The organism is Halomonas shengliensis, from assembly GCF_900104135.1.
Taxonomy (GTDB): Bacteria; Pseudomonadota; Gammaproteobacteria; order Pseudomonadales; family Halomonadaceae; genus Halomonas; species Halomonas shengliensis.
The window spans coordinates 255,544-275,673 of the sequence record NZ_FNIV01000002.1; the positions used below are offsets into that span (position 1 = coordinate 255,544).

The window sequence follows — 20,130 nt, forward strand, 5'->3', positions numbered from 1 at the left end:
GCATGGGCCCGAGCCGTCAGGCCCAGGCGCAGCGGGTAAGGTAGCGCTGGGCGAACTGCTCAGCGGGCACGGGGCGGCCGGTGAAGAAGCCCTGAATCAGGTTGACGTGGTAGCGCGACAGCGCATCAAGCTGCTCCTGGGTCTCGACCCCCTCGGCCACCACCCGCAGCCCTAGCTCCTTGGCCATGCCGGTCACCCCGGCGACGATGGCGGCGCTACCGCGGCTCTCCGCCAACCCCTGGATGAAAGAGCGGTCGATCTTGATGGTAGTGACGGGCAGCTCCTGCAGGTAGCTCAGCGAGGAGTAGCCGGTGCCGAAGTCATCGATGGCCAGGCGGCAGCCCAGCTCGCGCAGTCCCTCGAGGATCGCCACCGCCTTCTGCTGCTTGTCCAGCAGCACGCTCTCGGTGAGCTCGAAGCCGATCTGCCCGGCGGGAAGGTCATACTCGCGGTAGAGCCGGCGCACCCGGTTGACCAGGTCGGCCTGCCAGAACTCCCGCGCCGAGAGGTTCACCGCGATGCGCGGCGGCGCCAGGCCCTGGCCGAGCCAGCGACGCAGCTGACCGGCGACCAGATGCAGCAGCCGCTCGCCCAGGGGCAGGATCAGCCCGGAGCGCTCGGCGAGGGGGATGAACTCACCCGGCGACACCGGCCCCAGGCTGGGGTGGTGCCAGCGCAGCAGCGCCTCGGCCCCGTGCACCGCACCGCTGTCGCGGTGGATCAGCGGCTGGAAGTGGACCTCGAGTCCTTCACCGGTCTCGGCGGTGTCGCGCAGCGCGGTCTCCAGGCGCAGGCGGTCGGCGTCCTGCTGGTGCATCTCGGCGCGGAACAGACGGTAGGTGTTGCGCCCCTCCTGCTTGGCCTGATACATCGCCGAATCGGCGCAACGCACCAGGCCCGCCGGGCTGGCGGCGTCGTCCGGGTAGAGGCCGATGCCCAGGCTGCAGCCGACCCGGAATACCTGGCCCTCGATGTCGAAGGGCGCGCTCACCGAGTCGATCAGCCGGCGCGCCACCCGGGTCACCTCGTCGAGCTCCTCGACCTCGTTGAGCAGCACGATGAACTCGTCGCCGCTGAGCCGCGCCAGGGTGTCGTCCTCGCGCAGGTGCGAGCGCAGCCGGCGCGAGACCTTGAGCAGCAGCTCGTCGCCGGCGGCATGGCCCAGGGCGTCGTTGACCTGCTTGAAATGGTCGAGGTCGAGGAAGATCACCGCCAGGCGCTTCTCCTGGCGGTGGGCGTGGCGGATCGCCAGCTCCAGGCGGTCATCCAGCAGGCGCCGGTTGGGCAGGCCGGTGAGCGGGTCGTAGTAGGCCAGCCGCCGCACCCGCTCCTCGTTCTCGCGGATATGGGTGATGTCGTTGAACAGGGCGGCGTAGTTGCAGACCTCGCCGGCGTCGTCATGGATGGCGGTGATGGTGAGCAGCTCCAGGTAGAGCTCGCCGCTCTTGCGCCGGTTCCAGATCTCGCCGCGCCAGTAGCCGTGGGCGCGCAGGGTGTCCCACATCTCGCGGTAGAAGGCGGCGTCCTGGCGCCCGGAGGAGAGCATCGCCGGGGTGCGCCCGGCGGCCTCCTCCAGGGTGTAGCCGGTCATCTGGGTGAACGCCGGATTGACGAATTCGATGCACGCCTGCTCGTCGGTGATGATGATGCCTTCGAGTGAAGAGTCGATCACCCGCTCGGCCAGCTGCAGGTTGTGGCGCGACTGGGCCAGGGCCTGGTCGCGCTGCTCCAGGGCGTGGCGCAGGTCCTCGAGGTAGAGGTGCTCGGCGCCGGCCAGCATGTCGCGGAAACCCAGCAGTCCCACCACCTCGTCCTGCTCGTCGAGCACCCCGAGATGGCGCACGCGGTGATCGATCAACAGGTCACGGGCATGGATCAGCGCATCGCTTTCACGCACGGTCAAAAGCGGCCGACTGGCCAGCTCGCCGATCGGGGTGTCGCCGGGATGGCGGGCGACGAAGCGCACCATGTCGCGCTCGGTGAGGATGCCGAGCTCGCGCCCGCCGCAATCCACCACGGCGGCATCGCAGCCACCGCGCTTCATCTGGCGCACCGCCTGGCCCAGGCTCAGCTCGCAGGCCAGCACCAGCGGCCGCGCCCGCATCGCCCCGCTCACTTCGCGCAGGCGCAGGTAAGGCTCCAACCCCTGGTTCAGGGCCACGTCGGTCTGGGTGATGATGCCCTGGGGCCGGCCGTGGTCATCCACGATAAGGAAGTGGCGCCGCTGCTCGCTGGCGAAGCGCAGCGCCGCCTCGCCCATGGGGGTGCCCTGGCGCAGGCTGGCCACCGGCTGGCTCATCACCTCGCCGATCGGCACGTTCAGGGCGGCGGGGTCGTCGAAGTCGATGCTCAGGCAGTCGTGCTCGGTCCAAATGCCGACCGCCTGCCCCTCCTCCATCACCAGCATGGCGCTGCAGCGCCTATCGGCCATTCGCGCGGCGGCCTCACACAGCGGGGTGTGGCGCCGGCAGGTGAGCAGGCCGGTCTGCATGATGCGGTCTACGGGGAGCTCTTGCGTCATGGGGTCTCGTCTGGAATTGGCTTGAGTTAAATCAAGCTAATATGCATGACGGGCCACTCTAACCGATCCTTCTCCCGTTACAACGTCCTACATGACACTTCAATGACGCCGGTCAATGAACAGGGTACTGCCGGTTCGCTTCTTGGCCTGTGCCTTGAGCTCTGCCAGCACGTTGGAAATGTCCAGAGCACTCCGGTTCACCCCGGGGCTAACCGGGTGCAGCGCCATGGAGAGCGACATCAGCGGGAAAGTCACTCGCTGCCCTTGACGGTTATTGGCCTCGATGCCGCCGCGCCGACGATCCGCTTCAGTGTAAAACATGGGCACAAAGCGATCGAAGCGCTCAAGGATCGCCTCGCAGAGCGGCCGACAGCGACCCAGCTCGCCTTCCAACACCAGCATGAAGTCGTCACCTCCCAGGTGGCCAACGAAGTCACCCTCCCCGGCCTGCTCACTCAGCAAGCGCGCCAAGGCCAGGATCATCTGATCGCCCGCCGCATAGCCATAGGCATCGTTATAGGCCTTGAAGTTGTCCAGGTCGCAGTAGATGGCACAGAAAGGTCGCTGGTCAGCCAGACATTCCGCCAGCACCTGCTGGACCGCCTGGTTGCCAGGTAGGCCGCTTAGCGGGTTGGCCTGTCGTGCGCTACGCACCTGCAGCGCCGTGATCTCGCGAAGCAGATCGATGATATGCCCGATCCCTCGATAGCGGCCCAGGGAGTCGACGATGACAAAGTCCTCGGCCAGACCTTCAGGCGCCTCGGTGACACGAGCACTGAGAAGCTCGAGTGGAAGGCGTTCCTCGACCACCACCATCTGGGTGTCCATCACCTCCTCCAGAGTGCGCCGCGCGTAGAGCGAGTGGCTGAAGGGGTTGGCGAAGAGCCCCAACAGATGGGGCTGACGCAGCACGCCGACCGGCCGCCCCTCGTCATCCAGCACCGCGATACAGCGAAGTGCCGGTGTCTCTCGGAAGCGGCTCAGCGCATCCGGCACCCGAACCTTGCGATGTAGCGGGGCCTCATGGCGGCTCAGCATGCCTGCGGTAAGGTGCAACGTCCCCTGGGTCTGACGCGCAGACGGCTGCGTGTCGTGACTTGCTTGATCAGCGTCTGGCAGATCCAGACGCCGTGGTGGCTCCAAGGCCGGTCGAGCAAAGCGATATCCCTGCAACAGCTCACCTCCCAACTCATCGAGGCAGCGGTGCTCCCCGTGAGTCTCGATTCCCTCGGCGATGACCTGACAGCCCAAGCCCCGTGACACATCCAACAGAGAGGCAAGAAACTGCCGTTTGTTGGGATCCCGGTCGACATCCTGTACGAAGTGCCGATCGATCTTGACGAAGTCGGGGGTCAACTCGGACCAGTGCCGTAGACCGGCATATCCCGCTCCGAGATCGTCGATCGCCACCCGGAATCCCATGCTTCGATAGTGATCCACGGCCTGACGCATCACCTGATAGTCGTGGATCGGTGTGTGCTCTGTTAACTCAATCACCACCCGCTCGCAGGAAAGACCGGCAAGCGCGAGATAGCTGGCGGTGAGCCCCTCTCGAAAATCCTCCTGCACCAGCGACAATGGCATGACGTTGAGAAATAGCAGGCCGTCGAGACCAAGCGCCGAAAAGCGCTGGATGGCCAGGCGTCGGCACAAGAGATCCAGCTCCACCAATCGCCCTGCTCTCCCGGCCGTATCGAACAACGTCATGGGGGAATGCAGCGGGGAATCCGAGGGGCCTCGGATCAGCGCCTCGTAACCGAAGATCTCCATCCGCTGACCATCGACGATCGGCTGGAAGAGCGGCACCAGGCTTTCCGCAGCCAACACTTGCTCCAGCTCCTCGACAAGAGGGTCAACCGCAGCGACGCGCACCTCGCTGGACTCCCACATCACCGTCATGCCGCCAGCGACTCTTTGGGCTCGCGCTCCTCATCCTCAGCGCGGGTCAATTGTGAAGCGTCGGTAGCGACCGACTCAGCATCATCGGTCGTGTTGCGCGGGGTACAGGCAACATCCTCGCTGAGCACGAAGCGACCAGCGAACGCCTGCATGAGTCCGGCCTCCTCTTCCAGCAGCGCCGCTGTCACGGAAGCATGCTCCACCATGCTGGCGTTACGCTGAGTGACATCCTCCATCTGCCCTACTGCCTGATTGATCTGCTCGAGTCCCTGCTGTTGCTCATCAGCGGCCAGTGCGACGTCGCCACTCAGCTGACTGACGCCCTGGATCGCTTCGATGATCGCCGCCATGTCGGACAAGGCCTTGTCCGAGAGTCGGCCACTTCGATTCACGCTATCCTGAACAGACTCACTTAGCTGTCGAATCTCATGGGCAGCATCAGCAGAGCGCGATGCAAGCTCGCGCACCTCGCTGGCCACAACAGAGAACCCTCGTCCAGCTTCACCGGCCCTCGCCGCCTCCACCGAGGCGTTAAGCGCCAGGATGTTGGTCTGAAAGGCGATGCCATCCATCAACCCCAGAATCTCATCGATGCGCTGCGCGCGGCTTCGCACCTCATCAAGGGTGTCGGTGAGCTCCTGGACGCCCTGGCTACCGTGACGCGCCTTGTCGCTGGCAGCGACAGCCAGTGCATCCACCTGGCGAAGATGGTCAGTAGTAGTGCCCACCGTCGCCGTCAGTTGCTCGAGTCCCGTGGCGGTCTCGGAGAGCGATGCCGCCTGCTGCTGTGTTCGTGTGGCAAGCTCCTGGCTGGAACGCGCCATACCATGGGCACCCTCGGCCACCTGGTCACTGCTGGCCCGCAACCGCTCGACGGTGGCGGCCAACGCCCGACGCATGGCATCGAGCTCCGAGAAGAGTTGGCCGATCTCGTTGCGAGCACGAAACACAATCGGCCTGGCGAGGTCGCCCTCTGCCATGGCATGGAAGTGTCCGGCAAGACGGCGAAGTGGGCGCAGCACGTTGACCTGGACGCCCCAGATCACCACCAGCACGTTGGCGAGCGCCAGCAAGAGACCAATCACCAAGGCCCACGCTAACCATGAGGAGAGGGTAGCGAAGCCCTGAGCCTGGGCCTCTCCGGCGGCGGCGCTGCGCGCGAAATAGGCATCGGCCGCCTGCATGAAGTCATCGCGATAGTCAGCGACTCGAGACTGCCCGGAGCCATAGCCGGTGACATCGCCCTCTTCGAGCATCATCAGCTGCAACGCCAAGCCGGTATCCAGCAGGGTACGAAAATGCTGGCTCAGTACCGCCACATCCTCACTTTCTTGAGGCTTCGCTTCCTGTGGCTCACCCACTTGTTCAGGGACAGCCATGGCGCGAAAGGTCTCGAAGGCGGCCTGCGACTCCTCGAGGTGGATCGTGGCCTGCTCGAGCACCGGCCCAGGCCGGTCAAAGGAAGGACTGCGTAACAGCTGGGCGGCGCGGTCCATCGCCACCTGGGCGCGCAGACTCTCGAGGTAGGCGCGGTTCAACGCCTGGTTCTGGGTCACCTGGAAGCGACGCAGTTCATCGAACGCCTGCTGCCCCTGATGGTTGGCGAAAAGGCCCAATGCACCGATCCCCAGGATGAGCATGGCAAAGGCCGCCAACACCAGAAACCAACTGAGTCGCACCGTGAGTCGATCGAGAAGCCGCATGGCCCAATGTCCCTGTCGCAAGATGGTGGCCAGCCATAACCTGCTGGCCATTAGGCAAAAGGGTTATATCAGGCTTTTATGACATTCCCACGACGAGTCGATCTGGCTGGCTTATCCATCGCCAACCCCAACGCCGTCCAATCACGGCGTCGAGGCCAGTCGGAGAGCCAGGTGGGTAGCGACTCGGCAGGCATGGGCCGGGCAATGCCGTAGCCCTGGGCCCGGACACAGCCCAGCGCCAGCAGCGCGCGGGCATGCTCGAGGCTCTCCACCCCCTCGGCCAGCATCGGGCGACGGAAGCGGTTGGCCATGAAGATCACGCTCTCGACGATGGCCATGTCGTCGGGGTCGCTGAGCATGTCACGCACGAAGCTCTGGTCGATCTTGATCAGGTCGACAGGCAACTGGCGTAGGTGAGTCAATGATGAGTAGCCGGTACCGAAGTCGTCGATGGCGAAGTCGATCCCCAGGGTCTGGCAGTCGCGCATGGTGGCCAGCGCCGCCTGCAGGTCGCCCATGGCGGCACTCTCGAGCACCTCGAGCTTGAGCCGGGTGGCGGGCACCTCGGGGTAGCGGTCGAGCAGGCCGGTGAGGCGCTGGACGAAGTGCCCCGAGAGCAGGTGGGCAGGGCTGATGTTGACGTGCACCGGTAAGGTAACCCCGGTGCTCTGCCATACCGAGAGCTGCTTGAGGGCGGCCTCCAGCACCCACTCACCAAGCAAGGTATCGAGGCTCACGCCCTCCACCAGGGGCAGGAAGTGGCCCGGGGCGAGCAGTCCCTCCTCGGGGTGCTGCCAGCGAACCAATGCCTCGACGCCGATCACCCGGCCGTCGAACATGTCCACCTGGGGCTGGTAATACAGGCGTAGCTCGTCCTTCTCGATGGCCTGACGAAAGCGGCGCCGCTGCGCTTCACGCGCCTGGAGTTCGCGATCGAAACGTGGGTCGAAGACGTGGAAGGTGTTGCGGCCGCGCTGCTTGGCACGGTGCATGGCCTGGGTGGCATGGCGCAGCAGCACATCACCATCGGCATCGTCCTGGGGGAAAAAGGTGACCCCCAGACTCACGGTGATCTGCAGCGCCTCGCCGCGCAGGAAGAAGGGGGCCGCTAGCGCGTCGAGCAACCGGGAGAGCACCGCCTCGTCGGCCCCCTGCTGGAGGATCAGGGCAAACTCGTCTCCGGCGATACGCGCCAGGATATCGTCACCATGGACCAGGTGACTGATGCGCTGAGCCAGCAACGCGATCAGGCTGTCGCCCATGTCTTGGCCGTGACGGTCGTTGATCGACTTGAAGTGGTCGACGTCGAGCACACCGAGCGCCACTCGAGCGCCGCGCCGCTTGGCATGCTCCAGCGACTCGTTGAGCAGCTGACTGAGTAGCTCACGGTTGGGCAGCCCGGTGAGGGCATCGAAGTACACCTCACGGCCGGTCTTACGCCCCGAGGCGGCCAGCGCCGCCAGGTCGGAAAGCACCACCAGGTGGTGACTGGGCTGGCCACGGTCGTCACGCAGCCGCGACACAGAGAGGATCGCCGGGGCGCTGCGACCCATACGGTTGCGATAGGTGAACTCCGCCTTAACGTGGTCCCTGGAATGCAGCATCTCCCAGGGGTCCGTGGTCAGACGGCTCTGGTCGAGCAGCTCGCGCACACACCGCCCCTTCAGCCACGAGGGCTCAACGCCGGAGAGCTCGGCGAAGGCAGTGTTCGCAGCCAACACCTTGAGCTCGGCATCGGCGATCAACATTGCCTCCCCGGCCTGATGGAAAGCGGACTTGATCAGACTGGCTGGCATTCGCTGTCCACCACGATGCAGTTTCGACCCGCCTTCTTGGCGCGGTACAGGGCGGCATCGGCCCGCGCCAGCAGGGTGTCGGTACTATCCCCCGCCCGGTACTGAGCAATACCAGTGCTAATGGTCACTGCCAGACCATTCAGACGCGCCTCCTGGATCTGGTGTCGCAGGCGCTCGGCGAAGACGTTGGCCCCCTTGAGCCGGGTATCCGGCAGCAGGATGGTGAACTCCTCACCACCCCAGCGACACAGGATGTCGGTGGTACGCAGGGTATTCGCCACCCGCTCGGCGAGACGCTTGAGGATCGCGTCGCCGACGTCATGGCCGTGGCGGTCGTTGACCTGCTTGAAGTGGTCGATATCGAACAGCAGCAGAGTGAACGGCTCGTCGTCCAGTTCCGCCTGCTCGATGGCGTGACGCAGCGCGGCGTCGAAGGCGCGGCGGTTGAAGGCCCCGGTGAGGTGATCGCGGGTCGCCTGACGCTCCAGCTCGTCCTCCATACGCTTGCGCTCGGTGATGTTGTGGAACACCGCGACGAAGTTGCGGATCTCGCCGTGATCGTCACGCACCGCGGTGATCGACTGCCACAGCGGATAGATCTCGCCGAACTTGTTGCGATTCCAGATCTCGCCCTGCCAATGCCCACGGCTGAGCAGGGAATTCCAGAGCCGCTGGTAAAAGTCAGGACCGTGCCGGCCAGACTTGAAAATCTTCGGCGTTTCGCCCAGCACTTCCTCCTCACGATAACCGGTAATATCGGTGAAGGCCTGGTTAGCGCGCTCGATGCGCATTTCAGCGTCGGTGATCAGAGTCGCCTGGCCAGTCTCGAAAGCCGTGGCAAGCAATTTGAGCTCGCGCTCCTGCCGGCGGCGCTCGGTGATGTCCTCCTTGACCGCCACGAAGTTGACCACCTGCCCCCGATCGTCGCGCACTGGAGTGATTACCTCGGCCTCCCAGTAGCGCTCGCCGTTCTTGCGTCGGTTGAGGAGCTCACCGCGCCACACCTCTCCGGCGTTGAGGGTCTGCCACAGCTGACGATAGACCTCCGGTGCGGTCTCGCCCGACTGGATGATCGCCGGCGTCTTGCCGATAAGCTCTTCGCGGGCGTACCCGGTGACATCCAGGAAGCGCTGGTTCACGTACTCGATGCGTCCCCTGACATCGGTGATCGCGATGGCGACCGGGCTCTGCTCCACGGCGATGGAGAGCTGGTAGAAGCGCTGGCGCAGGGAGGTGATGTCGGTGCATCGGCAGGCGGCGCGGTCCTCCACCGCCTCCTCGACGGATGGCATCTCACTCACAGGGTTCTCCCTAACCACGGCTGATGCCCAGGGCGGTACCGCCAAGTGGTCTCATGAAACGGCATGCTCCCTCCCTCTTGTTGTTTTACCGGGCCTGGATGGCGAAACAGAGTAGCGCAGAGAGACACTTCGCCTCTGCGCTGACAGCCTTCAGTGACATTAACTTGATCTATATCAGGAAATAACGATATCAAGTGTATATCCATGTAGAAGTATTGTCTAGGTTTTAAAGTCGCCTCCTCTCCCTTCATGCACGCTGGTTTTGATGCAGATCAGATCTTGGTTCAGCTCTTCCTTGATTGACTAAAGGCGAAGCCAGCCTTGCCGATAGCCGGGGCAGGCAGGCATCACACGATCCCGACAACAGACGCTAACAACCGGTCGCCACCTCCCCTGCCCCAAACATCCAAACGCACTATCGGTCGGCCCCACACAGGGTCAGGAGATACCGGAATGTCAAAGCTGTTGAATCGAATCCCAATGGGCTGGAAGTTCGTCCTCGCCCTGGCCCTACCCCTGCTGGCGATGATCTGGTTCGCCGCCAATGGCATCCTCGAGCGTCAGCGTATCGCGACCGATATGGCTGAGCTGGAGCAGCTCACCCGTCTCTCCCAGAGTGCCGGCAACCTGGTCCACCAACTGCAGCGAGAGCGTGGCATGTCGGCGGGCTACATCGGCAGCAACGGCGAGACGTTTGGTAACCGCTTGAGCAGCCAACGACCGGCCACCGACCAAGCCCTCTCTGCGTATCAGGCTACCCTGTCCCAGCTCGATCTCGCCGCGCTTGGCCCCGAGCTGGCAGCCATGGTCGAAAATGTCGAAGTGCGCCTGTCAGAGACCCGCACACTACGTCGTCGCATTGATGCACTTGAGGTCGAGGCCCAGGAAGCGGTGACCCACTTCACCGGTCTCAACGACACATTGATCGGCATGGTCGGAAAGACAGCCCACTTCACCGATGACGCCGATATCTCACGTCGACTGGGAGCCTATTTCATGCTTTTGAAGGCCAAGGACCTGGCAGGCATTGAACGTGCCTTGCTCGCCAACGCTTTCAGCACCAACCTCATGCGCACCGCTACCCACCAGCAACTGCTGTCGATGCAAGCCAAGGAAGCGGCTCACCTAGACTCCTTTGAAGCGCTGGCCAATACCGAGATGGCCAAGAGTCTCACCACCATTCTGGAAAGCGAGGTCGTCCAGAGGGTCGCGCCACTGCGTGAAAAGGCCATTACCCTGGGCGTCGCAGGTGGCTACAACATCGACCCACAGCAGTGGTTCGATTGGCAAACAGCCAAGATCGACGCCCTCAAGGGGCTCGAGGACAACGTCTCGGCCGGGATCCTCGCCTCGGCCAGCGAGCTTCGCCGCTCCGCTAACCAGGCCCTGACCGCCTATCTGATCGTCGCCGGCCTGACCGCTGTGCTCGGCATCGCGCTGGCGCTGCTCACCGTGCGCAGCCTGCTGGGGCCGCTCTACCGCAACCTCAAGGATATCCAGACGCGTGGCGGCGACCTGACCCGGCGCCTCGAGGTCCCCGGCAGCGACGAGCTCTCACGCCTCTACGCCGCCTTCAACGATGCCTCCGAGGAAACCGAGTCGCTGGTCGGCAACATCCAGCGCAACGCCCTCTCCGTGGAGGTCGCCAGCGGCGAGATCGCCCAGGGCAACCAGGACCTGGCCCAGCGCACCGAGGAGCAGTCTGCCTCGCTGGTGGAAACCGCCTCCAGCATGGAGCAGATCACCGCCACCGTGCGCAACACCGCCGACAACGCCCGCCAGGCCGAGACGATGACCGCGGAGATGAGCGGCCAGGCCAGCGAGGCCAGCCAGGTCGCCGGCCGCGCCAGCGAGGCGATGCAGCAGATCCACGCCGCCAACCAGGAGGTGACTTCCATCGTCGAGGCGATCGACAACATCGCCTTCCAGACCAACCTGCTGGCACTGAACGCCTCGGTGGAGGCCGCCCGCGCCGGTGAGCATGGCCGCGGCTTCGCGGTCGTGGCTCAGGAGGTACGCAAGCTGGCAAGCCGTAGTGCCGAGGAGGCCGAGCAGATTCGCCGCCTGATCGACAACAACGTGGCGCGCATCAACGAGGGCGAGGCCCTGGTCCAGGGCACCAGCACTACCCTCGAGGCGATCACCCGCAAGGTGGAACAAGTCGCCGACCTGGTGCGCGACATGTCCGCGGCTACCGGCGAGCAGTCCGCCGGCATCGAACAGATCAACCAGGCGGTGGCACAGCTGGAGGAGGTCACCCAGCAGAACGCCGCCCTCGTCGAGCAGGTGGCGTCGGCAAGCCGCTCTCTGGACGACCAGGCCGGCGACATGGCCAAACTGGTCGGCCGCTTCACGGTCTCGGGTGGCGGCGAGATGGTCTGGCAGGCGCCGAGTCAACAGCGCCAGCACGAGCCTGCCTGATACCCGGAAGCATGGAAATGCCCTGCCCCAGGCACACCAGGGGCAGGGCATCGGCGTCAGCGACGGGTCAGAAGCTGGCCCACTCCAGTTCCTCGCGCTCACCGCCGGCAAGCGCCGGGCGAGATGGCCGGTGCGCCTGAGCGGCCGCGGGTTCCCGGGCATGGAGGGCACGGTTCAACATCTGCCCGCTATCCGATAGCTGGAAGGCCGCCATGGCGCTCATCAGCTGCTGGGCATGCTGGCGAAGATTCCCCGCGGAGATGGCACTCTCCTTGACTAGCCCTGCGTTCTGCTGGGTCACCTGATCCATCTCGGCCACCGCGCTTCCCGCCTCCTGGACGCCGGCGCGCTGCTCGGCGCTGGCGTTGCTGATCTCCTGCATGATCTGGCTGACGCGCCCGATCGCCGCCACGATCTCCTCGGTGGCCTGGCTGGCCTCGGCGGCGCGCTGGCTGCCCTGCTGGACCCGCTCGCCATTGCGTTGGATCAGCTCGCTTATCTCGCGGGCGGCGTCGGCGCTGCTCTGGGCCAGCTTGCGCACCTCGGAGGCCACCACCGCGAAGCCGCGGCCATGCTCACCGGCGCGGGCGGCCTCCACCGAGGCGTTCAGCGCCAGGATATTGGTCTGGAAGGCGATGCTGTCGATGGTGGAGATGATGCTGGCGATCTCGGTGGAGCCCTCGTCCAGCTCCCGCATGGTGCGGGTCATATCGTGCACCGCCTCGCCCCCCTGCCTGGCGGTGCCGCTGGCGCTGGCCGCCTCGCGGCTCGCCTGCTCGGCGTTGTCGGAGTTCTGATTGACGGTGCCGTTGAGCTCCTCCATCGCCGCGGCCGTCTGGGTCAGGGCGCTGGCCTGCTGCTCGGTGCGTGAGGCCAGGTCATTGTTGCCCGCGGCGATCTGTTCGCTGTTGCTGGCCACCGACTCCGCGGCGGCGCGAACCTGGGCCACGATGCCCTGCAGCTGGCGCGCCATGCCCACCTGGGCCGCCATGATGCTGCGGGTATCGCCCTTGCGCAGATGCCCCTCGGTGGCGAGCTCGCCACGGCCGATGGCCTCGGCGAAGGCCTTGACCTCATGGGGCTCGGCGCCCAGCTCGCGAAGCAACTGCCGGGACAGCAGATAGGCGATGAGCCCGCCGATCACCAGGGCGGCGAAACACAGGCCCAACATCAGCATCTGGAAGCCGGAGGCGGTATCCCGAGCGCTCGCGGTATCGCTGGCGGTCGCCGACTCCTGGTAATCGATGAAGGCATTGATGTCATCCAGCCACTGGAAGAAGGCCGGACCGGCGGCACTCAGCAGCACCTCTCGCGCCCCTGACACATCCCCCCGATCACGGGCGGCGATGATCTCGCCGGCCAGGGCATTGGTGCGCCCGGCCTGCGCATCGATGGTATCCAGCAGGCGTCGCTCGTCCTGGCTGGCGGCGTTTGCGGCCAGGGAATCGGCCATGCCCTGGCTGGCCGCGCGATAGTTGTCGGCAAGCGCTCGGTAGTCCGCCTGCAGCCGATCCAGCTCGGCTGCCTGGGTGACCAGCGTCATGTCACGCAGCAGGATGGCGCGATCGTGGACACTCCCCCGCCAGTCGATGGCATGGCGCAGCTTGACGCCGTTGACGTCATTGATGGTGGTGAGATTGCGGTCGATCCGGTTGACCTGATCGATGCCGACCACGGTCAGCAGCACCATCAGGGCGAGCACGGCGGAGAAGCCGGAGAGGAGTCGGGCGCGGATGCCCAGGCGAGCCAGGGAGGCGAAAAGCGTGCGCATGGTGGAATTGTCCTTGTTCGGTACGTCGGTGAGGGCTACCCGGGTGGCGGCACCTCCGCTGTCGAGGACAGCGTATGACTTATATAATAATTGTACAATAAATAAATTCTTGTACAGGTGTGCTCGATACCACACGGTCCCCCTTCGCTCGGCCCACACTCCTGGGGCAACACAAGCCCAGGATGGAGAACAAGGACGGAGAACGAGGGCAGGCACCACGCGACATCCCGCTACCACCATCTGGCAGCGGGACTGTAGGGGGAGCAAAGGGGAGGGAAAAAGGAGAGTCAGAGCGCCGGCTCAAGTTACGGCGGCAGCGGCCGATACAATAGACGCAATCCTTGTGCGACACCGCGCCGATCAGGCGTGAACAAGAGAAGAACAAGGGAGTACCACGATGACGTCACCGCTTGCCGATGCCACCGCCGCTGCGCCCTTCGGGGGCGTCCACGAATTGCCACCCCACCAGCGCCTCGACAGCGTGCTGGCGCAGCTACCCAACCCGGGCGGCGCCATCGCCCAGGGCAGTGCCGGCGGAGACGCCATCAGCCAGGAGGCACTGGTCGCCCCGATCGCACGCATCAACGAAGTCATGCGCGCCTTCGGGCTGGAGTTCGAGCTGTCGGAGGCCGCCAACCGGCCGATCACCCGAATCGTGGACCGCGACAGCGGCGAGGTGATCCGACAGATTCCCGCCGAGGAAGTGCTGCGGGTGGCGGAACGGCTGGAGGAGCTGACCGGGCGGTTGATCCACCAGCAGGCGTGATCACACCTGCATGTTCATGATGTCCTTGTAGGCGGTTACCAGGCGGTTGCGTACCTGGGTGCCCATCTCGCTGGCGATGCTCGACTTCTGCATATCGAGCATCACGTCGTTGAGCTCGACCCCGGGGGCACCGGCCTGGAAGGCCCGGGCGGTGTCATCCGCCTTGAGCTTGAGGTCGTTGATACGGTGGATGGCATCCTGAAGCTCGCCAGCGAAGCCACCGGCACCGACGCGGGTGTCCACCTGCTGGCCAGCGCCGGCCTGGCCCGAGGCCTGGACGGCCAGGGACTGCATCTGGGAAAGGGCCGATTCGATTGCGGGCGCGCTCATGGCAACACCTCCAAGCGGGATTCATGAAGTCGAGCGCCAGGCTACCAGCCCACTCCATTCGACCAAGCGGGCAAATGCCCGACAAAAGCGGGGCTTTTCTCCCCTTTGGGCTTGCCCGCCGCCCGGATAATGGCGTCCATCCACAGTACCGCCCGCAGCCCCGGGTGGTCCCATGCGATGAATGGACGCAGCAGATGCCCTCTCTTCCCATTTCATGGGTCGTGATGCGCACCACTTCTGGTGCCACCCCGACCGGAGGCGTGCATGAGTAACGGCGCCTCGGCCACAGACAGCCAGCCCCGCCAGGGCGCGGGAGGCGTCTCGCGCGCGCTGGAGCGGCTGCGCGGCAACCCCATGGTGGCCCTGCTGATCGCCGGGGCGGCCACGGTGGCCATCGTCGTGGCCCTGCTGATGTGGGCAAGCAGCCCCGACTACCGCGTGCTCTACAGCAACCTCAGCGAGGCCGACGGCGGCCGCATCATCAGCGAGCTCGACAGCCGCGGCGTGCCCTACCGTTTCAGCCAGGGTGGCCAGGCGCTACTGGTGCCCGGCCAGCAGGTGCACACCCTGCGCCTGCAGCTCGCCGAGCAGGGGCTGCCCCAGGGCGGCAACGTAGGGCTGGAACTTATGCAGGACCAGGCCTTCGGCATCAGCCAGTTCGCCGAGCAGATCAACTACCAGCGCGGCCTCGAGGGCGAGCTGGCGCGCTCCATGGAGTCGCTGGGCCCGGTGGAACGGGCCCGCGTGCACCTGGCACTGGCCAAGGACTCAGTGTTCGTGCGCGACCGCGAGCCGGCCAAGGCCTCGGTGGTGCTGACCCTGCAGCCCGGGCGCACCATCGGAGAAGGACAGGTCAGCTCCATCGTCCATATGGTATCGAGCAGCGTGCCGGACCTGGCCGCCGATGCCGTGACGGTGGTGGACCAGAACGGCAAGCTGCTGACCCGCAGCGAGGGCAACGGCCTGGGCCTCGACGGCACCCAGCTCGAGTACATCGCCGAGGTGGAGCGCTCCTACCAGCGGCGCATCGAGTCGATCCTGGCACCGATCCTGGGCATGCGTAACGTCAAGGCCCAGGTGACCGCCGACATCGACTTCGCCCAGCGCGAGGAGACCGCCGAGCGCTATGGCCCGAACCAGGCCCCCAACGAGGCGGCGGTGCGCAGCCACCAGTCACGCCTCACCTGGCGGGGCGATGAGGAGCTGGCGGGCGGCATTCCCGGCGCCCTCTCCAATACCCCGCCCGGTATCGCCGCCTCCCCGGTGGAGGCGCCCGCCGATGCCGAGGGCGAGGCGGCTGCCGACGCCGATGATGAGGCGAACGACAATGCCGGCACCGACGCAAGCCTCGACCGCGACCATGTGGTCAACTATGAGGTGGATCGCACCGTCTCCCATGTACAGTACCGCCGCGGTGAGGTGGAGCGCCTCTCGGCGGCCGTGGTGATCAACTACCGCGAGACCACCGACGAGAACGGTGAGTCCCAGGCGGTGCCGCTCAGCGACGAGGAGCTCTCCCAGCTCGAGCGCCTGGTGCGCCAGGCCATGGGCTTCTCCGAGGCACGCGGCGACGAGATCGCCCTGGTCAACAGTCCCTTCGCGGTTGACGAACGCGAGGCGGAGCCGCTGGAGTGGTGGCAGCGCCCCGAGATTCAGCAGCTGGCCTTGAGCGCCGGCCGCTACCTGCTGATCGGCCTGGCGATCCTGCTGCTCTACCTGCTGATCCTGCGGCCCTTCATCAAGCGGGCGACGGCGACGCCGGCCCCCGCGCCGCAGCAGCCGGCGCCCACGGTCAGCGCCCGCGTGGGAGACGACGAGGAACGCGAGGACGAGCGCGAGGAGGAGGACGATGCTGACTCCACCTACGCCAAGCCGCGCCGGCGCCGCAAGGCCACGGCGTATGAACAGAACCTCCACGAACTGCGTGAGATGGCCCAGGAGGACCCCCGCATGGTGGCCATGATCGTACGCGGCTGGATGAACAAGAATGAGTAGGCTCCAGGAAATGGGCGGCGTGCGCCGCAGTGCCATCCTGCTGCTGGCCCTGGACGAGGACAGCGCGGCGGAGGTGTTCAAGTTCCTATCGCCCCAGGAGATCCAGCAGATCAGCATGGAGATGGCCAACCTCGACCAGGTCTCCCATGACGAGATGCGCAAGGTGCTACAGGCCTTCAGCGACGAGACCGAGGAGTTCATCGCCCTGAACCTGAACTCCAGCGACCATATTCGCTCGGTGCTGACCAAGGCGCTGGGCAGCGATCGCGCTAGCAGCCTGATCGAGGACGTGCTGGAGACGCGTGGCAGCGGGTCGGGCATCGACGCCCTCAACCTGATGGAGCCGTCGATGGTCGCCGAGCTGATCCGCGACGAGCACCCCCAGATCATCGCCACGGTGCTGATCCACCTGGAGCGCCACCAGGCCGCCGACGTCATGGCGCTGCTGGACGAGAAGCTGCGCAACGACGTGGTGCTGCGCATCGCCACCTTCAGCGGCGTGCAGCCCGCCGCCCTGCAGGAGCTGACCGAGGTGCTGACCAACATGCTCGACGGCCAGAACCTCAAGCGCAGCAAGATGGGCGGCGCGCGCACCGCCGCCGAGATCCTCAACCTGATGAATACCAATCAGGAAGAGGCGGCCATCGAGACGGTGCGCTCCCACAGCGAGGACCTGGCCCAGAAGATCATCGACGAGATGTTCCTGTTCGAGAACCTCATCGACCTCGACGACCGCAGCATCCAGATCATCCTCAAGGAGATCGATACCAACTCTCTGGTGGTGGCGCTCAAGGGTGCCCCCGAGGCGCTCATGGACAAGTTCATGCGCAACATGTCCCAGCGCGCGGCGGACCTCATGCGCGAGGATATGGAGGCGCGCGGACCGATCCGCGTCTCCCAGGTGGAGGCCGAGCAGAAGACCATCCTGCAGGTGGTGCGACGCCTGGCCGACGCCGGCGAGATCGTGCTGAGCGGCGGAGACGAGACCTATGTCTGACGCCTCCCGTTTCGACCCGGGCGGCCAGCAGGGCCCCTGGCAGCGTTGGGAGATGGGCGAGCTGCGCAGCCCGCGCGCCGCCGCGCGCCATGCCGAGGCGGCAAGCGTCGACCCCGCTGCGGAGGCACAGCGCCGCGAGCAGTCGCGGCGTCAGGCGGAACTCAGGGCGCTGCGCGAGCGCGCCATGGAGGAGGGGCGCCAGGCTGGCTACCGGGAAGGGCTGGAGCAGGGCCACACCGAAGGGCTGGAAAAGGGCCTCGAGGAGGGCCGCCGCCAGGCCCAGGAGGAGCTCGAGGCACGCAAGCGCGAGGTACTGGCCCCGCTGGGCGAGCTGGCGCGTCAGTTCGGTGAAGCGCTGGACACTCTGGATGACACTATCGCCGAGGATCTCGTCGACCTGGCCCTCGAGACCGGCCGTCAGCTCGCGGGGGACGCCCTGAAAAGCCGTCCGCGCCAGGTGCTGGAGCTGGTGCGCACCCTGCTGCACACCGAGCCGCCCTTGTTGGGCCAGCAGCGCCTATGGTTGCACCCCCTCGACCACAAGCTGGTCGACAAGCACCTCGGCGAGGAGCTCGCCGCCGCCGGCTGGAAGCTGCAGCCCGATGACCAGCTCAGTCGCGGCGGCTGCCGGGTCACCAGCGCCAGCGGCGAGCTGGATGCCACCTGGGAGACACGCTGGCAGGCGGTCAAGGCCCAGGTGCGCCGTCGCCAGCCTGCCAACAGCAAGGACAAGACAGAAAGCAGCGAGAACACCGACAAGGATCAGGAGGAGAAGCGCCCGTGAGCGACGCCCTCGCCACCAACCCCCACCAGGCGCACTGGCAGCAGGCGCTGCGCGGCGTGCGCAAGCGTGTCGCCCCGCTGCCGCCCTGCCGCCCCAGCGGGCGGGTGGTACGGGCGACCGGCCTGGTGATCGAGGTGGTGGGGCTGCAGGTGGCGCTGGGCAACGCCTGTCGCATCGAGCTCCCCTCACTGCCCGGCGAGCCCGCCCGCTTCGCCGAGGCCGAGGTGGTGGGCTTCGCCGGCGATCGCCTCTACCTGATGCCGCTGGCGGAGATCAGCGGCCTCTCCCCCGGGGCCCGGGTGTTGCCGCTGGTCGAGGGCAGCCAGAACGCGGCGCGCCGCTTCCCCATCGGCGAGAGCCTGCTGGGCCGCGTGGTGGACGGCAATGGCAATCCGCTGGATGACCATGGACCTCTGCAGGAGGCGCGACGCGCACCACTGGCCACCCCGCCGCTGAATCCGCTCTCCCGCGCCCCCATCAGCGAGCAGATCGATGTCGGCATCCGCGCCATCAACGCCCTGCTCAGTGTCGGCCGCGGGCAGCGCATGGGCCTGTTCGCCGGCTCCGGCGTGGGCAAGTCGGTGCTGCTGGGCATGATGGCGCGCTATACCCGTGCCGACGTCATCGTGGTGGGGCTGATCGGCGAGCGGGGTCGCGAGGTGCAGGACTTCATCGACAACATCCTCGGCGAGGAGGGCCTGGCGCGCTCGGTGGTGGTCGCCGCCCCGGCCGATACCTCACCGCTGCAGCGCCTGCAGGGGGCCGCCTATGCCACCCGCCTGGCCGAGGGCTTCCGCGACCAGGGCAAGAACGTGCTGTTGATCATGGATTCGCTGACCCGTTTCGCCATGGCCCAGCGGGAGATCGCCCTGGCCATCGGCGAGCCCCCCGCCACCAAGGGCTACCCACCCTCGGTATTCGCCAAGCTGCCGAGCCTGGTGGAGCGCGCCGGCAACGCCGCCCCGGGCGGTGGCTCGATCACCGCCTTCTATACGGTGCTCACCGAGGGGGATGACCAGCAGGACCCCATCGCCGACTCGGCCCGGGCGATCCTCGACGGCCACATCGTGCTCTCGCGCACACTGGCGGAGGCGGGCCACTACCCGGCGATCGATATCGAGGCCTCCATCAGCCGCGCCATGACGGCGATCACCGACGGCGAGCAGCAGCGCCTGGCGCAGCGCTTCAAGGGCATGTTCTCGCGCTACCAGCGCAACCGTGACCTGATCAGCGTGGGCGCCTACCATCCCGGCAACGACCCCCAGCTCGACGAGGCCGTGCGCCGTTTTCCCCAGCTCGAGGCCTTCTTGCAGCAGCACATCGACGAGAATGCCGACATGGCGGCCTCCCGCCAGGCACTCACTAGTACGCTCGGAGGTCAGGCATGAGCCGATCCCACACGCCTCTCGACACCCTGCTCGACCTGGCGCGGGATTCCCGCGATCAGGCCGGCCAGGCGCTGGCCGGCGAGCAGCGTACCGCCCAGCAGGTCGCCGAACAGCTGACGGCGCTGAGCGGCTACCGACAGGAGTATGCCGAGAAGCTGAATGCCGCCATGCGTGACGGCATCGACCCGGCCACCATGCGCAACTATCAACAGTTCCTGGCCTCCCTGGACGAGGCCCTGGAGCGAGCGCGCCGTGCCGTGGCCGCCCAGGAGCAGCGGGTGGACCGCACCCGCCAGCAGTGGCAACAGGAACAGCGTCGCCTGAGCTCCTACGATACCCTGGCCGAACGACGCGCCCGAGAGCAGCAGCGCAAGGAGCAGCGCCGCGAACAGAACGTCAGCGACGACCTGGTGACCAGTCGTCTGGCCCGCCGCCCCCAGCAGGGCGAGCATTGAGCC

The 20,130-nt window shown here is 66.1% G+C and carries 14 protein-coding genes; 7 read left to right on the forward strand and 7 right to left on the reverse strand.

What is annotated here, in order from left to right; genetic code table 11:
* Nucleotides 1–16: 16 nt before the first annotated feature.
* From BLP95_RS03750 to BLP95_RS03770, 5 genes are all read right to left on the reverse strand, one after another.
* Complete coding sequence (locus BLP95_RS03750; protein ID WP_089677087.1) at nucleotides 17–2,521, reverse strand: EAL domain-containing protein; 2,505 nt, start codon at nucleotides 2,519–2,521, stop codon at nucleotides 17–19.
* Between the two features lie 99 nt (nucleotides 2,522–2,620).
* The gene (locus tag BLP95_RS03755; protein WP_245678675.1) at nucleotides 2,621–4,420 is read right to left on the reverse strand and encodes a bifunctional diguanylate cyclase/phosphodiesterase; all 1,800 of its coding nucleotides are present in this window, start codon (nucleotides 4,418–4,420) and stop codon (nucleotides 2,621–2,623) included.
* A complete protein-coding gene (locus tag BLP95_RS03760; protein WP_176760220.1) occupies nucleotides 4,417–6,123 on the reverse strand; it encodes a methyl-accepting chemotaxis protein in 1,707 nt (568 codons plus the stop codon). Before BLP95_RS03760 ends, BLP95_RS03755 begins: the two co-directional genes overlap by 4 nt.
* A gap of 68 nt (nucleotides 6,124–6,191) precedes the next feature.
* Nucleotides 6,192–7,919 (reverse strand): putative bifunctional diguanylate cyclase/phosphodiesterase, encoded by a 1,728-nt coding sequence (locus BLP95_RS03765; protein WP_089677089.1) that lies wholly within the window; start codon nucleotides 7,917–7,919, stop codon nucleotides 6,192–6,194.
* Nucleotides 7,904–9,211: a sensor domain-containing diguanylate cyclase gene (locus tag BLP95_RS03770; RefSeq protein ID WP_089677328.1), complete on the reverse strand. Its 1,308-nt coding sequence runs from the start codon at nucleotides 9,209–9,211 to the stop codon at nucleotides 7,904–7,906. Before BLP95_RS03770 ends, BLP95_RS03765 begins: the two co-directional genes overlap by 16 nt.
* Nucleotides 9,212–9,673: 462 nt before the next feature.
* On the opposite strand from BLP95_RS03770, the gene BLP95_RS03775 reads away from it, so the two are divergent.
* Nucleotides 9,674–11,641: a methyl-accepting chemotaxis protein gene (locus BLP95_RS03775; protein WP_245678676.1), complete on the forward strand. Its 1,968-nt coding sequence runs from the start codon at nucleotides 9,674–9,676 to the stop codon at nucleotides 11,639–11,641.
* Between the two features lie 67 nt (nucleotides 11,642–11,708).
* Here BLP95_RS03775 and BLP95_RS03780 read toward each other — a convergent pair whose 3' ends face one another.
* Nucleotides 11,709–13,412, reverse strand: coding sequence for a methyl-accepting chemotaxis protein (locus BLP95_RS03780; protein ID WP_089677091.1), 1,704 nt, complete (start codon nucleotides 13,410–13,412; stop codon nucleotides 11,709–11,711).
* Between the two features lie 397 nt (nucleotides 13,413–13,809).
* Between BLP95_RS03780 and BLP95_RS03785 the strand changes: the two genes are divergently transcribed.
* A complete protein-coding gene (locus BLP95_RS03785) occupies nucleotides 13,810–14,178 on the forward strand; it encodes a flagellar protein FlaG (RefSeq protein ID WP_089677092.1) in 369 nt (122 codons plus the stop codon).
* Here BLP95_RS03785 and fliE read toward each other — a convergent pair whose 3' ends face one another.
* On the reverse strand, nucleotides 14,179–14,508 hold the full coding sequence (fliE, locus tag BLP95_RS03790) for a flagellar hook-basal body complex protein FliE (protein WP_089677093.1): 330 nt from the start codon (nucleotides 14,506–14,508) through the stop codon (nucleotides 14,179–14,181).
* A 264-nt stretch (nucleotides 14,509–14,772) separates the two neighbouring features.
* Between fliE and fliF the strand changes: the two genes are divergently transcribed.
* Genes fliF through fliJ form a run of 5 tightly spaced genes read left to right on the forward strand, consistent with a single transcriptional unit; the run spans nucleotide 14,773 to nucleotide 20,127 of the window.
* Entirely contained in the window at nucleotides 14,773–16,503 is a 1,731-nt protein-coding gene (gene fliF, locus BLP95_RS03795) for a flagellar basal-body MS-ring/collar protein FliF (RefSeq protein ID WP_089677094.1), read from the forward strand.
* Nucleotides 16,496–17,500: a flagellar motor switch protein FliG gene (fliG, locus tag BLP95_RS03800; RefSeq protein WP_089677095.1), complete on the forward strand. Its 1,005-nt coding sequence runs from the start codon at nucleotides 16,496–16,498 to the stop codon at nucleotides 17,498–17,500. Before fliF ends, fliG begins: the two co-directional genes overlap by 8 nt.
* Complete coding sequence (gene fliH / locus BLP95_RS03805) at nucleotides 17,493–18,284, forward strand: flagellar assembly protein FliH (protein WP_089677096.1); 792 nt, start codon at nucleotides 17,493–17,495, stop codon at nucleotides 18,282–18,284. The genes fliG and fliH overlap by 8 nt, the downstream gene beginning before the upstream one ends.
* On the forward strand, nucleotides 18,281–19,672 hold the full coding sequence (gene fliI, locus BLP95_RS03810) for a flagellar protein export ATPase FliI (protein WP_089677097.1): 1,392 nt from the start codon (nucleotides 18,281–18,283) through the stop codon (nucleotides 19,670–19,672). The genes fliH and fliI overlap by 4 nt, the downstream gene beginning before the upstream one ends.
* On the forward strand, nucleotides 19,669–20,127 hold the full coding sequence (fliJ, locus tag BLP95_RS03815; RefSeq protein WP_089677098.1) for a flagellar export protein FliJ: 459 nt from the start codon (nucleotides 19,669–19,671) through the stop codon (nucleotides 20,125–20,127). Before fliI ends, fliJ begins: the two co-directional genes overlap by 4 nt.
* The last annotated feature ends 3 nt before the right edge of the window (nucleotides 20,128–20,130 follow it).

What these genes read in the sequence shown, in the direction of transcription:
- fliH (WP_089677096.1), top strand. Translation starts at nt 17,493, where the DNA reads ATGTCTGACGCCTCCCGTTTCGACCCGGGCGGCCAGCAGGGCCCCTGG.
- BLP95_RS03770 (WP_089677328.1), bottom strand. Translation starts at nt 9,211, where the DNA reads ATGCCATCCGTCGAGGAGGCGGTGGAGGACCGCGCCGCCTGCCGATGC.
- fliE (WP_089677093.1), bottom strand. Translation starts at nt 14,508, where the DNA reads ATGAGCGCGCCCGCAATCGAATCGGCCCTTTCCCAGATGCAGTCCCTG.
- BLP95_RS03780 (WP_089677091.1), bottom strand. Translation starts at nt 13,412, where the DNA reads ATGCGCACGCTTTTCGCCTCCCTGGCTCGCCTGGGCATCCGCGCCCGA.
- fliJ (WP_089677098.1), top strand. Translation starts at nt 19,669, where the DNA reads ATGAGCCGATCCCACACGCCTCTCGACACCCTGCTCGACCTGGCGCGG.
- fliG (WP_089677095.1), top strand. Translation starts at nt 16,496, where the DNA reads ATGAGTAGGCTCCAGGAAATGGGCGGCGTGCGCCGCAGTGCCATCCTG.
- BLP95_RS03765 (WP_089677089.1), bottom strand. Translation starts at nt 7,919, where the DNA reads ATGCCAGCCAGTCTGATCAAGTCCGCTTTCCATCAGGCCGGGGAGGCA.
- BLP95_RS03760 (WP_176760220.1), bottom strand. Translation starts at nt 6,123, where the DNA reads ATGCGGCTTCTCGATCGACTCACGGTGCGACTCAGTTGGTTTCTGGTG.
- BLP95_RS03755 (WP_245678675.1), bottom strand. Translation starts at nt 4,420, where the DNA reads ATGACGGTGATGTGGGAGTCCAGCGAGGTGCGCGTCGCTGCGGTTGAC.
- BLP95_RS03785 (WP_089677092.1), top strand. Translation starts at nt 13,810, where the DNA reads ATGACGTCACCGCTTGCCGATGCCACCGCCGCTGCGCCCTTCGGGGGC.
- BLP95_RS03750 (WP_089677087.1), bottom strand. Translation starts at nt 2,521, where the DNA reads ATGACGCAAGAGCTCCCCGTAGACCGCATCATGCAGACCGGCCTGCTC.
- BLP95_RS03775 (WP_245678676.1), top strand. Translation starts at nt 9,674, where the DNA reads ATGTCAAAGCTGTTGAATCGAATCCCAATGGGCTGGAAGTTCGTCCTC.
- fliF (WP_089677094.1), top strand. Translation starts at nt 14,773, where the DNA reads ATGAGTAACGGCGCCTCGGCCACAGACAGCCAGCCCCGCCAGGGCGCG.